Genomic DNA, 12,553 nt, shown 5'->3' with positions numbered 1-12,553 from the left:
CGACTCAGACGATCGCCGGCGCCGCGTGCGGCGTCGCGGTGCCGCCGCGTTCGCGTTCGACGTAGCGCATGAGCAGCGGCAGCAGCTCTTCGAACGGCATCGGGCGGCCGAGCAGGTAGCCCTGCACTTCGTCGATGTGGCGCTCGCGCAGCCAGTCGAGCTGCAGCGACGTTTCCACGCCTTCCGCAACGGTGCGGATGTCAAGTGCGTGCGCGAGGCCGATGATCGAATTGCAGATCGCTGCGTCGTCATCGTCGCTGCCGAGGTCGCGCACGAACGAACGGTCGATCTTGAGACGGTCGATCGGGAAGCGCTTGAGATAGGCGAGCGACGAGTAGCCGGTGCCGAAGTCGTCGATCGAGAAGCTGACGCCGAGGCCTGCAATCTGTCGCATCAGTTCGATCGCGCGCTCGGGATCCTGCATCAGCAGGCCCTCGGTGATCTCGAGCTCGAGCACTTCGGCCGGCAACGAATGACGATGCACCGTCTCCGCGACGTACTGCACCAGCTCATCGTTGAACTGCGCCGGCGAGACGTTCACTGCCACGCGTAGCTGCGGCAGGCCTGCGTCGGCCAGCATGCGGTAATGACGCGCCGCCTGGTCGAGCACGCGACGGCCGAGATCGACGATCAGGCCGCTCTCCTCGCACACCGGAATGAACTCGCCGGGCATGAGCAGGCCGCGCTCCGGATGCTTCCAGCGCACCAGCGTTTCCAGCGCGACCGGGCGCTCGTTGCTGTCGAACAGCGGCTGGAACACCGGCACGAACTCGTCGCGTTCGAGCGCACGACGCAGCTCGGACACCAGCTGCACGCGACGCGAGACGCCGTCGACGAACTCGGCCTGGAACGGCACGGCGCGATTGCGGCCCTGGCGCTTGGCCTGGTGCATCGCGAGGTCGCCGTGCTTGAGCAGCGTTTCGACGTCCTTGCCCGCTTCCGGGAAGCGGCACCAGCCGAGGCTGGCGGTGAGCATGTGCTGCGTTTCGCCGAGGTCGATCGGCCGCGACAACGATTCGGTGATGCGACGGATCACTTCGGTCGCGCCGCTGTCGCCCATCTGCTCGGTGAGGATGATGACGAACTCGTCCCCCCCGAAGCGCGCGACGGTGTCGGTCTCGCGCGCGACGGCGCGCAGACGGTTCGCGACTTCCACGAGCACGGCGTCGCCGGCGCCGTGGCCGAGCGCGTCGTTGACCAGCTTGAAGTCGTCGAGATCGATGAAGATCAGTACGCCATCGCGACCGTAGCGCTGCGCATTGAGCAGCGCCTGCTGCAGGCGGTCCTGCAGGAGCTGGCGGTTCGGAAGGTCGGTCAGCGCGTCGTGCGTCGCACGATAGGCCAGACGCTCTTCGTAGCTCTCGCGCTCCGTCATGTCGAGCATGCCGCCGACGACGCGCAGTGCGCGTCCCGCGCCGTCGCGCTGGATGAACGCGCGATCGATGACCAGCGCGTAGCTGCCGTCGCCGCGGCGATAGCGGTACTGATCACGCCATTCGGCGTCATCGCCTTCTAGCGCGCGCTTGAGCCCGGCCATGACGCGCGGGGCATCGGTGGGATGCACGCGTGCGGACCATTCCTCGATCGGCGAAACGGGCTGCGGCAACGTGCCGAACTGCGTGTAGTAGCTCTCGCTCCACCAGATGTCGCCGGTCTCGACGTCGTAGTCGTAGATCGCGTCGCTGGTTGCGCGCGAGACCAGCCGGAAGCGCTCCTGCGCGCGCTCGCGCTCGGTGACGTCCTCGGCGGCCACCAGCCGCGCGGAACGGCCGTGGAAGTCGATGTCGTGGCTGTAGATCGCCATGCGCATGACATGGCCGTTGCGATGCAGGTGCGTCCAGACGTGGCCCTGCGGGCGGTCGGCCGACGAATCCGCCGCCGCGAGGCGCACCGCCTCGTGTTCGGACTCCGGCCGGATCGACAGCATGCTCGCGCCGACCAGCTCGTCGCGGGAGTAGCCGTAGTGGCGCTCCATCGCGTCGTTGATCGCGAGGATGCGCAGCGTCTCGCGGTCGAACACCCACATCGGCAGCGGGTTGTGTTCGAACAGGAAGCGGTACTCGCCTTCGGCACGCACGGCGCGGGCGCGGGCTTCGGCGAGCTCGGTGATGTCCTGCTGGAACCCGCGCACGATGCGGTTGCCGTCCTCGTCGCGCGCGAAGGTGCTGCGTGCGAGCACCGCACGTTCCTCACCGTCAGGGCGTCGGATGCGGAACTGCATCTCCAGCGGGTCGGGGCCCGGTCGCATCGAGCGGATCTTCTTGCGCAGCGCATCGACGTCGTCGGGATGCACCAGCGCCAGCACGTCCTCGACCGGCAGCTGGCGCGTGCTTTCGGGCAGGCCGTAGATGCGCGCGCCCTGCCGGGTCACGTGGATGACGTCGGTCTCCGGGTCCCACTCGTACTCGCCGAGCATCGCGAGCGTCTTCGCCTGCTCGAGGCGCTCCTCGCGGTTGTTCAGCGCGTGCAACGCGCGATCGAAGCGCGTCACCAGCCAGCCCCATGCCGCGGCGAGCAGCAGCGCGACCAAGCCGATCGCACCCGCCGGACGCGCCCACAGGTCGAGGAGATGCGGCGGCTCGGTGCCGACGACGATGGTCAGGCCGGTATTGGGCAGGCGCCGGAATGCGTGCTCGCGTTCGCGTCCGTCGCCGAGCGTCTTGGAAACGTAGCGACCCTCGCGCTGCGCGATGCGTTCGGGCGCGAACAGCGGGGACTTCGACATCGGATCGCCGATCGACACCACGCTGCGGAACGAACCCGCGACCAGAACCTTCTCGTCCTGGATCAGGCTGACGAATTCGTGCGCGTTGAGGCGATAACCGCGGACGACCGCGATGAGGATCCGCGGGTCGACGGTGGCGCGGATCACGTGATCGCCGACGCGACGCTCGACGGGCAGTCGCCAGACGCCGTCGATCCTGCGCGGCGCATCGACGTGGGCCCAGGTCGACGCCGGTACGTCGTTCGGGCCGGCCGGCGCGACCGCGACGTCGTCCATCGGCACCAGTACGCCCTGGGCGGACGGGGCGACGACGTCCTCGAGCTGCCGGCCGATCAGCGTGAGGCGGTCGAGGAGCTGACGCTGCACCGCGTCCGCCACCAGCCGGCTGCGGACCTCGCGGGCCTGCTGGTAATCCCGATAGTCCGACGCCGCGAGCAGCACGGCGATCACGGGCAACAGCGCGGCGAGCCCCCAGCCCACGGCCAGCAGGCGCAATCTGCGCCTTTCCCGCGCCGGCCGGCCGGCCTGGCGGGATGTGCTAAGGGTCGCCTCGCTGGAAGTCATGCCGCTCCGATCGATGCATCGCGCGGCGTGCGGCCACCGGAGCAGCCGACCGCAGACGCGCGTTCTCCCGCTCGTTAACGGGCGCGATGCGGCCGACCTTGAGTCATGCCGCCGTGACGCGCGTCTCGCTCGACGATCCCAGCACCGCTTCGTGCACCCCCGCGACCGCCCGGCCGGACGGATCGGCGGCCGCGGCGAAGGCGGCGTCCCAGGCGATCGCGGCCGGCGTCGAGCAGGCGATCGACTTGCCGCCCGGCACCGTCCGCGCGCAGGCCTCGCCCGGATACCAGCGCTCGAACAGCGTCCGGTAGAGGTAGGCCTCCTTGGTCTGCGGCGGGTTGATCGGGTAGCGGAATTCGGCGGTCGCGAGCGCGGCATCGGTGACCTCGCGCTCGGCGTGCGCCTTCAGCGAATCGATCCAGCCGTAGCCGACGCCGTCACTGAACTGCTCCTTCTGCCGCCACAGGATCGAATCGGGCAGCGCGCCTTCGAAGGCTTCGCGCAGCACCGCCTTTTCGATGCGGCCCTTGCCCGCCATCTTCGCGGTGGCGTCCATGCGCATGGCGACGTCGAGGAACTCGGTGTCGAGGAACGGCACGCGCGCTTCGACGCCCCACGCCATCATCGACTTGTTCGCGCGCAGGCAGTCGAACTGGTGCAGCCCTTCGAGCTTGCGCACCGTTTCCTCGTGGAACTCGCGGGCGTTCGGCGCTTTGTGGAAGTAGAGATAGCCGCCGAAGATCTCGTCGCTGCCCTCGCCCGACAGCACCATCTTGATACCCATCGCACGGATACGGCGCGCGAGCAGGAACATCGGCGTCGATGCGCGGATCGTGGTGACGTCGTACGTCTCGATGTGGCGGATGACTTCGGGCAGTGCGTCGATGCCCTCCTCCACCGTGTAGGTGAAACCGTGGTGGACGGTGCCGATCGCATCGGCGGCGATCTGCGCGGCCGCGAGATCGGGGGAGCCTTCCAGCCCGATCGCGAATGAATGCAGGCGCGGCCACCACGCTTCGCTCCGGTCGTCGTCCTCGATGCGGCGTCGCGCATAACGCGCGGCGATGGCGGCGACCAGCGACGAATCCAGCCCACCCGAGAGAAGCACGCCGTACGGCACGTCGCTCATCATCTGGCGATGCACCGCGCGTTCGAACGCTTCGCGCAGCTCCGCCTTCGACACCTCTACGCCTTCCGTGGTCTCGAACCGACGCCAGTCGCGCACGTGGTAGCGGCGCAGCTGGCCGGTCGCGCTGTCGTACCAGTGGCCCGGCGGGAACGGGCCGACGTCCGGGCAGTTGCGCGCGATCGCCTTCATCTCCGACGCAACCCAGATGCGGCCGTCCGCATCGTGGCCCCAGTACAGCGGGCAGACGCCGATCGGATCGCGCGCAATCACGAAGCGCTTGGCTTCGGTGTCCCACAGCGCGAAGGCGAAGATGCCGTTGAGGCGATCGAGCCATGCACCGACATCCGCTTCGTGCGTGTACAGCGCACTGATCGGCTCGCAGTCCGAGCCGGTGGTGAACGCGTAGTCCTGCATCGATGCACGCAGCTCGCGATGGTTGTAGATCTCGCCGTTGACCGCGAGCACGACGCGCCCGTCCTTCGACACGATGGGCTGCGCACCGCCGACGGGATCGACGATGGCGAGGCGCTCGTGCACCAGCAGTGCCGCATCGTCGGCATGCACGCCGCTCCAGTCGGGACCGCGATGGCGTTGTCGGGCCGACATGGCGAGCGCGAGCGGGCGGAGCACGCGCAGGTCGGCGTCGGGGCGGAGATCGAATGCGGCGAGGATCGAGCACATGGTGCGAGCCTTCGTTCGTGGGGTGGGATTTCACGGGGTGGAAAACGAAGAAGCCCGCACTTCTCAGTGCGGGCTTCGTGGTCGATGAGCGTGGATGTTGCGCGCGCTAATCGCCGGCCCGCGGGAGGCTGGCGTTATTGCGATTGTTATTGACGCGCGCGTCGACGCGCCCGGAGCGGGCGGCGTTCAAAGCGAGGGCGGGCGTCGAGACCATGCATCGATCCTGCCCGCGATGCGGCACGCAGGCAACCCGGCGCCGCGACCGTTCGTCCGAACGCGCGCCTTCACGCCATCGAGTGCAGGCCGAACATGTTGCCCTCGGTATCCACCGCCAGGGCGATGAAGCCGTACGGCCCGATCGACATCTTCGGTTTGTGGATGCGACCGCCGGCCGCTTCCACGCGCGACGCTTCGACCGCGCAGTCCTCGCAACGGAAATAGACGATGGTCGACGCGCCACCGGCCTTCAGCCCTTCGTAGTGCACCAGCGAGCCGCCGGCACCGGGTTGATCGGGCGTGGCGTCGAACACCCACATCTCGATGTCGGGCGACGGCAGCTGAGAGAGCGTTCGCTTCAACACGGTCTCGTAGAAGCGGCGCGCACGCGCCATGTCGTCGACGTAGATCTCGAACCAGTTGACGGGATTGAACGACATGGCCGGCTCCGGCGGGATGGAACGTCGATGCTAGTGCCGGTTCGCCACGCTCGGTGTTGCGTGCGTCGGCAACTCGGCATCGAGTTCGATGATCCGGCGCAGGTCGTCGACGAGACCGCGATAAGCGGCCTCCTGCTCGTGCGGCGGTTGGCGAAGCACCCACGACGGGTGCACCGTCGCCATCACCGGGACGTCGCTGGCGGTGCGATGCCAGCGACCGCGTTCGCGCATCAGCGGAAATCCCCGACCGAGCATCGCCGTCGCGGCCGTCGCACCCAGGCAAACGACGCGTTCGGGCTGCAGCAGCGCGAGTTCGCGCTCCAGCCAACCGCGACATGCCGCCTGCTCGGCCGCATTCGCGCGCTGGTGGATGCGGCGTTTGCCGCGGAGCTCGAACTTGAAATGCTTGACGGCGTTGGTGACGTAGACCGCGCTGCGGTCGAGCCCGGCCTCCGCCATCGCACGATCGAACAGCCGACCGGCGGGTCCGGTAAACGGACGGCCGCAGAGATCCTCTTCGTCGCCAGGCTGCTCACCGACGAAGACGATGCGCGCATCGCGCGGGCCTTCGCCGGGCACGGCCTGCGTCGCCGGTTGCCACAGCGGACACGCGCGGCAATCGCGCAGTGCGAGATTCAGCGCGTCGAGATCGTCGACCGGCGTCGGTGTTGCGAACATCGGTGCCGGCACGCGACGACGCGCAGGTTCGGGGGCACGCGCGACCATCGCATCGACGCGTTGCGTCGCATCGCGCATCAACAGCGGAAGGTCTCGTGCCTCCGGCAAGTGCTTCCAGAAGCGCACCGGCATCTCGGCTTTCATCGCACGCGGATTCAGCCGTGCCGGGTTGAAGATGCTCGCGTAGTAGCGACGCCACAGCGCTTCGCCGGCGTCGTCATGCGGCACTTCATTGCGATCACCGCCCGGGCCGAGTTCGAGGTGCTCGCCGTCCCAGATCGCGCGGCGATACGGCGTCAGGATCGCCCAGCGCATGCCCGCGAAACGCTTGGCGAAGAACGGCGCGACGAGGTCGGCCACATGGTGGTCGGGCTCGTACCAGGCGATGAACGCGTTGTCCTCGCCGGGAACCTCGCGAAAGCGCACGAAGGCCTTCATCTTGTGCGCGTCGCGATGTACCGCCTTCTCGAGCTGCGCCGCCCGGCGGACATCGATATCCGCATCATGCTCGAGCAGTGACGGCTCGCCATGCGTCAGCCGCCACAGGAGGCGGTACAGCAGCGCATGCCGGTGCGGATCACGATGCGCGATGACGGCCTGCGCGAGACGAAGAAACCCGCCCGGAACGGCGGGTGCTTCGCGCACAGGCTCCGCATCCACGAGCGCCCGTGCACCGAGCAATCCGTCGACGTCACCGTTCCATTCGATGACCTCCGGCGCAATCTCCGCGCGCAGCGCCATCCGCGCCTGATCACGCCACGCAGCCAGCTCCCACGCCGGCTCGACGGTCGCGCGCCACATCAGAACAGCGACGCCTGCACCGGCGGGGCCGCAAGCTTCGCGCGCAGGCGTTCGGGCCGATCGAGAGTGCCGCGCGGGTGGTGATCCAGCGTCTGCACGAACGGCATGACCTTGCGCAGGCTGGCACCGAGCCGCGCGAGGTCGTCGAGCCGCATGCGCGCAAAGCGGCGCGACGACAGCACGCGCTTGACCGTCTTCGTGCCAAAACCCGGGACGCGCAGCAGCAGATCCTTCGGCGCGCTGTTCACGTCGACGGGGAATTTATCGGGGTGACGCAACGCCCACGCGAGCTTGGGATCGATGTCGAGATCGAGCATCCCCGCGCCCGCATCGCGTGGCGCGATCTCGTCGACAGCGAACCCGTAGAAGCGCATCAGCCAGTCGGCCTGGTAGAGGCGATGCTCGCGCACGAGCGGCGGCGACTTCAGCGGCAGCGCGACGGACGCATCAGGAATAGGACTGAACGCGGAGTAGTACACCCGCCGCAGCCGATAGTTGCCGTAGAGGTTCGCGCTGGTGTCGAGGATGCTCCTATCGTCCGCACCGTCGGCGCCGACGATCATCTGCGTGCTCTGCCCCGCAGGCGCGAACACCGGAGCGCGCGTCACCTTCGCGCGTTCCTCCTTCGACTCCTCGATGCGCCAGCGCAACTGGCCCATCGCGCCGCGGATGCTCGTCGCTGTCTTCTCGGGCGCGAGTGTCGACAGCCCGCTTTCCGTCGGGAGTTCGATGTTGATGCTCAATCGATCGGCGTGGCGGCCGGCCGCTGCGAGCAGTTCGGGCGACGCCTCGGGAATCGTCTTGAGATGGATGTAGCCGCCGAACGCATGGTCCTCGCGCAGCGAACGCGCGACTTCGACCAGCTGCTCCATCGTGTAGTCGGCATTACGGATGATGCCGCTGGAGAGGAACAGGCCTTCGATGTAGTTGCGCTTGTAGAAGTCGAGCGTGAGCCGCACGACTTCATCGGTCGAGAACCGCGCGCGACGCACGTTGCTGCTGCGGCGGTTCACGCAATACGCGCAGTCGTAGACGCAGAAATTCGTCAGCAGGATCTTCAATAGCGATACGCAGCGGCCGTCCGGCGTATACGAGTGACAGATACCCATGCCGCCGGTGCTGCCAATCCCGCCCGTGCCGGACGAATCGCGCACTTTGCCGCCGCTCGACGCGCAGGACGCGTCGTACTTCGCGGCGTCGGCGAGGATCGCGAGCTTGTCGATCGTGTTCACGGGCCGCGGCTCCTGAAGGACGGGCCCATGGTGTCGGCGGGCCGTCTCGGCCTGTGAGACGCGGGCTACGGCCGCTTAGTGGCGGCGCTCCAATTCGGTGAGCAGGGCCAGGTCGGCGCGGAACGTCCTGAACGCGGCTTCTCGGTCGGCGTCGCCGCGCTGGCGCAGCACCCATGAGGGGTGCATGGTCGCGAACGCGCGGCGGCCGTCCGGCAGTTCCTGCCATTCGCCGTGCTGCTTCATCAGGGCGAACTTCGATCCGAACACGGCTTTGGCGGCAATGGCGCCGAGGCAGACGACCACCTCCGCCTTCACCGCCTTGAGCTCGCGCTCCAGCCAGACGTGGCAGGCCTTCTGCTCGGCAGGATTCGGCTGCTTGTGGATGCGCCGCTTGCCGCGCGGCTCGAACTTGAAGTGCTTGACGGCGTTGGTGACGTACATGGACTTGCGGTCGAGGCCGAGATCTTCGATCGCCTGGTCGAAGATCCGCCCGGCCGGCCCCACGAACGGCTCGCCGGCCATGTCCTCGCGGTCGCCCGGCTGCTCGCCGATGACGAAGATCCGCGCCTTCGGCGAGCCCTCGCCGAACACCGTCTGCGTCGCCGGTCGCCAGAGATCGCAGCGCTTGCAGGCAGCCGCGGCTTCGCGAAGTGCGCGCAGGCTCGTGCCGGCGGGTTCGGGCGCCGTGCCTTCGGGAACGTCCGGGAAACGCTTCTCGCGTCGGCGCGTCGACGGTGCGCGCGTGCGCGTCGTCGATGTCGGCGTGGACGCGCGCGTCGCCATCAGCCGGCGGTCGCGAACAGCGCGCGGTATTGCGGCGCGACGTCCTGCACGAGCTGCGCCGCCGGCAGTTCGACGGTGTGCGTGCCGTCGGAATACGGACCGACCTGGTACGGCGGGAACACGAAGCGGACCGCGCTGACGTGGCCGGCGTCGTCGAACAGCGGTTCGAACACGGCGAAGTCCTCGGCCTTGGGCTCGGTGCCGCCTTCGATCATCGCCGTCGCCGACTTCATCAGCTGCGCGCGTTCGTTCGGCGCGATGTCGTCGGCCTCCAGTCGCTGCTGCAATTCGGCCTTGAGCTGCGCGCGTACGTCGCTCGAAATGCGCGTCCAGCTCTGCTCCTGCGGGAACAGTTCGGCGGCCGTGAGCTGGCGATTCTGCGCCGGCAGCCACACCCAGCGCTGGATGATCGGCATCGAATGCGCGCCGCCGGTGAACGTGCTGCCGTCGACCGCCAGCACGACCAGCTGCGGGGAGTCGTGGCGAAGCTGGAATTCCATCGACAGCTCGTACGGCCCGGCGGCGCTGTCGGGCGGCCGCTGGCGTTCGGCTTCGATCAGCTGGTCACGCGCCTGCGCCGCGAAACGCTGTGCGAGCGCCGCGAGCTGCGGGTATTTCGCGAGCCCCGCCGGATAGCTGATGCCGATGACGTGCGTCGCCGAGGTGTCGAGCACGTCCTTGAGCTCCGCGCGCTCGCTCGCGGCGGCCGGACGGGACGCACCCGTGCGTGCGGCCGCGGGGGAGGCAGCGTCGGGCTTCTGGCAGGCGGCGAGCAACAGGCAGGCAACCGCGGGCGCGGCCAGCCGGGGCACGCGGCGGGGAACCATCGAATGGGGGGTCATGCAGCGTCGGCGGATTGAACGGGGCGTCGACGCAAAATTAATGGGCGGCGTGTGATGCCCGTATCGACGCGTTACCAGTCGGTGCCGCCGGGGACGAGCCCGTGCAGTTCCGCGTCGGTGAGGTTGCGCCACTGACCGATCTTCAGATGGCCCAGCTTGACCCCGCCGATGCGCACGCGAACGAGCGTCTTGACCCGATAGCCGAAGTGCGCGGCCATCAAGCGGATCTGGCGGTTCAGGCCCTGCACCAGCGTGATGCGGAAACCGAATCGACCGAGCTTGCCGGTGCGGCACGGCAGCGTCATCTGCCCGTGCACCGGTACGCCGCGCGCCATGCCGCGCAGGAATTCGTCGGTCACAGGATTGTTCACCGCGACGAGATATTCCTTCTCCAGCTTGTTCTCGGCGCGCAGGATCTCATTGACGATGTCGCCGTTGCTGGTGAGCAGGATCAGCCCTTCGGAATCCTTGTCCAGGCGCCCGATCGGGAAGATGCGCTGCTCGTGCCCGACGAACTCCACGATGTTGCCGGGCACCGAACTCTCGGTCGTGCACGTCACGCCGACCGGCTTGTTCAACGCGATGTAGACGTGGCGACGCTTGTTCGGCGCCGCCTTGCGCACGGCGAGCTTCTCGCCGTCGACGCGCACCTCGTCACCCTCGCCCATCTCCACGCCGACCCGCGCACGCAGGCCGTTGACGGTGACGCGGCCTTCCGCGATCAGGCGGTCGGCTTCGCGCCGCGAGCAGAGGCCGGTGTCGCTGATGTATTTGCTGATGCGCATGGCGGGATCGGGCCGGCGTGGGGCGCGGATGCTGTCACAACCGCGCCCGTCGTGCAGCCGTCAGCTGGCGAGGACGTCCGCGTAGTCCGGATGCCGCTGCGCCCATGCGGCCGCGTAGCTGCACAGCGGACGCACGCGCAGGCCGTGGGCGCGCGCATAGTCGAAGCCCGCACGCACGAGGTCGCCGGCGATGCCCCGGCCGCCGATTTCCGACGGCACGCCCGTGTGCGTGATCGCGAGGACGCCGTCCTCGCGCCGGTAGCTCATCTCTGCGATGTATCCATCGACCTTGGCGATGAATCGCTCGTTCTCGGGCTCGTGCTGCACGTCCATGGGATCGCTCCGTTCGTCAAACGATCAGGAGACACCGGCCGCGATGCAGGGCCGGTGAGCGTCAGAAATGCGGGGATGCGAGCGCGGCGAGGAAGTGCCGGCCGACGGCAGGATTCATCACCAGCATGAAGAGCACGCCGTAGATCGCGCCGGACAGGTGCGCGTTGTGATTGACGCCGTCCATGCTGTTGCGATCGGCCCACCACGACCACGCCACGTAGCCGATCCCATAGAGGATGCCGGGCACGGGACTCGGGATGAAGATCATCATCCACGGATCGATCAGGATCGCGGCGAACAGCATGGCGGCGACGGCGCCCGACGCACCGAGGCTGCGGTAGCGGCTGTCGTCGCGGTGGCGCAGGTAGCTCGGCAGGATCGCGACGATGATCGCCGAGATGTAGAAGAAGATGAACGTGATCGGCCCGGCCAGTCCCTCGACGACGCGCTCGGTCAGGCGACCGAAGAAGAACAGCGTCAGCATGTTGAAGAACAGGTGCGACAGGTCGGCATGGATGAAGCCATGCGTGAGCAACCGTTCGACCTGCCCGCGCTTCACCGCCGGGGGATAGAGGATCAGCCGTTCGGCGAGGCGCGGTTTCTGGAACGCGAGCCACGAGACGATCGCGGTCACGGCGATGATGAGAAGAGTCAGCATTCGGTCGTCGCAGGTGCGGGCGTCAGGCCCATTCGGTGAGGCCTTCGCGCTCGTACAGCGTCGCGAACGAGGGGCGCGCCTTCATCTTCGCGGCGAGCGCGCCGAGATGCGGCCAGCGGTCGCCCGGCTTGGGCATGCCGCGCGACCAGCGCATCAGCATCGTCAGGTAGAAGTCGGCGACGCTGGGCTGTCCGCCGAGCAGGTACGGGCCGTTCTTGGCGAGGTGGTCGTCCAGGCGCTGCCACGCCGCTTCGATGCGCGGGATGACGTGCTGGCGCACGACCTCGGCATTGCCCTCGCCCGCCGGCTCGTGCGGATACCACCAGATGCGGAACAGCGGCTGCACCGCGTTCGCGAGGTGGAACATCCACTGGTTGTAGTTCGCGCGTTCCGGGGCATCGAACGTCGGGGCGAGACGACCCGCGCTGTGGCGGTCGCCCAGCGTCATCGCGATGGCCGCGGCCTCGAACATCGTCCGGCCTTCGTCCACGTAGGTGGGCACGACACCATTCGGATTGATCGCGAGGTATTCGGGGCTCTTCTGCTCGCCCGCCGCGGTGTCGACCTTGCGCAGCTCGTGGTCGAGCCCGAGCTCGATGAGCAGCCAGTGGACGACGAAGCTCGCGGCACCGGGCGCGTAGTACAGGCTGCGCATCGGGGTCTCCTGCGGAACGGCCCGGCATGAT

11 protein-coding genes are annotated in these 12,553 nt (G+C 68.2%); all 11 read right to left on the bottom strand.

Annotated elements, in window-relative coordinates:
• Nucleotides 1–4: 4 nt before the first annotated feature.
• Nucleotides 5–3,220 (bottom strand): EAL domain-containing protein, encoded by a 3,216-nt coding sequence (locus EVS83_RS01610; RefSeq protein WP_133498869.1) that lies wholly within the window; start codon nucleotides 3,218–3,220, stop codon nucleotides 5–7.
• 172 nt (nucleotides 3,221–3,392) lie between these two features.
• The gene (gene asnB, locus EVS83_RS01605; RefSeq protein ID WP_133498867.1) at nucleotides 3,393–5,099 is read right to left on the bottom strand and encodes an asparagine synthase B; all 1,707 of its coding nucleotides are present in this window, start codon (nucleotides 5,097–5,099) and stop codon (nucleotides 3,393–3,395) included.
• A gap of 284 nt (nucleotides 5,100–5,383) precedes the next feature.
• The gene (locus EVS83_RS01600) at nucleotides 5,384–5,755 is read right to left on the bottom strand and encodes a VOC family protein (RefSeq protein WP_133498865.1); all 372 of its coding nucleotides are present in this window, start codon (nucleotides 5,753–5,755) and stop codon (nucleotides 5,384–5,386) included.
• A gap of 30 nt (nucleotides 5,756–5,785) precedes the next feature.
• The gene (locus tag EVS83_RS01595; protein WP_133498863.1) at nucleotides 5,786–7,234 is read right to left on the bottom strand and encodes a UdgX family uracil-DNA binding protein; all 1,449 of its coding nucleotides are present in this window, start codon (nucleotides 7,232–7,234) and stop codon (nucleotides 5,786–5,788) included.
• On the bottom strand, nucleotides 7,234–8,466 hold the full coding sequence (locus tag EVS83_RS01590; protein WP_133498861.1) for a putative DNA modification/repair radical SAM protein: 1,233 nt from the start codon (nucleotides 8,464–8,466) through the stop codon (nucleotides 7,234–7,236). The genes EVS83_RS01595 and EVS83_RS01590 overlap by 1 nt, the downstream gene beginning before the upstream one ends.
• A 75-nt stretch (nucleotides 8,467–8,541) precedes the next feature.
• Nucleotides 8,542–9,249 carry a UdgX family uracil-DNA binding protein gene (locus EVS83_RS01585; RefSeq protein ID WP_133498859.1) on the bottom strand — a complete coding sequence of 236 codons (708 nt, stop codon included), beginning with the start codon at nucleotides 9,247–9,249 and terminating at the stop codon, nucleotides 8,542–8,544.
• Nucleotides 9,249–10,076, bottom strand: coding sequence for a DUF3298 and DUF4163 domain-containing protein (locus EVS83_RS01580; RefSeq protein ID WP_166636748.1), 828 nt, complete (start codon nucleotides 10,074–10,076; stop codon nucleotides 9,249–9,251). The genes EVS83_RS01585 and EVS83_RS01580 overlap by 1 nt, the downstream gene beginning before the upstream one ends.
• An 86-nt stretch (nucleotides 10,077–10,162) precedes the next feature.
• Nucleotides 10,163–10,876, bottom strand: a complete 714-nt coding sequence (locus EVS83_RS01575) for a pseudouridine synthase (protein ID WP_133498855.1) — start codon at nucleotides 10,874–10,876, stop codon at nucleotides 10,163–10,165.
• A gap of 60 nt (nucleotides 10,877–10,936) precedes the next feature.
• Nucleotides 10,937–11,209, bottom strand: coding sequence for a GNAT family N-acetyltransferase (locus tag EVS83_RS01570; RefSeq protein WP_133498853.1), 273 nt, complete (start codon nucleotides 11,207–11,209; stop codon nucleotides 10,937–10,939).
• A 61-nt stretch (nucleotides 11,210–11,270) separates the two neighbouring features.
• Nucleotides 11,271–11,867: a rhomboid family intramembrane serine protease gene (locus tag EVS83_RS01565; RefSeq protein ID WP_133498851.1), complete on the bottom strand. Its 597-nt coding sequence runs from the start codon at nucleotides 11,865–11,867 to the stop codon at nucleotides 11,271–11,273.
• A gap of 22 nt (nucleotides 11,868–11,889) precedes the next feature.
• On the bottom strand, nucleotides 11,890–12,522 hold the full coding sequence (locus EVS83_RS01560; protein ID WP_133498849.1) for a glutathione S-transferase family protein: 633 nt from the start codon (nucleotides 12,520–12,522) through the stop codon (nucleotides 11,890–11,892).
• Nucleotides 12,523–12,553: the final 31 nt, after the last annotated feature.

It is taken from the genome of Cognatilysobacter terrigena, assembly GCF_004361065.1.
Lineage (GTDB): Bacteria > Pseudomonadota > Gammaproteobacteria > Xanthomonadales > Xanthomonadaceae > Cognatilysobacter > Cognatilysobacter terrigena.
This window is presented reverse-complemented; position numbering and strand designations above follow the sequence as displayed.

Coding starts and splice junctions, on each gene's coding strand:
- EVS83_RS01575 (WP_133498855.1), bottom strand. CDS start 10,876: ATGCGCATCAGCAAATACATCAGCGACACCGGCCTCTGCTCGCGGCGC.
- EVS83_RS01570 (WP_133498853.1), bottom strand. CDS start 11,209: ATGGACGTGCAGCACGAGCCCGAGAACGAGCGATTCATCGCCAAGGTC.
- asnB (WP_133498867.1), bottom strand. CDS start 5,099: ATGTGCTCGATCCTCGCCGCATTCGATCTCCGCCCCGACGCCGACCTG.
- EVS83_RS01595 (WP_133498863.1), bottom strand. CDS start 7,234: ATGTGGCGCGCGACCGTCGAGCCGGCGTGGGAGCTGGCTGCGTGGCGT.
- EVS83_RS01565 (WP_133498851.1), bottom strand. CDS start 11,867: ATGCTGACTCTTCTCATCATCGCCGTGACCGCGATCGTCTCGTGGCTC.
- EVS83_RS01580 (WP_166636748.1), bottom strand. CDS start 10,076: ATGGTTCCCCGCCGCGTGCCCCGGCTGGCCGCGCCCGCGGTTGCCTGC.
- EVS83_RS01600 (WP_133498865.1), bottom strand. CDS start 5,755: ATGTCGTTCAATCCCGTCAACTGGTTCGAGATCTACGTCGACGACATG.
- EVS83_RS01585 (WP_133498859.1), bottom strand. CDS start 9,249: ATGGCGACGCGCGCGTCCACGCCGACATCGACGACGCGCACGCGCGCA.
- EVS83_RS01560 (WP_133498849.1), bottom strand. CDS start 12,522: ATGCGCAGCCTGTACTACGCGCCCGGTGCCGCGAGCTTCGTCGTCCAC.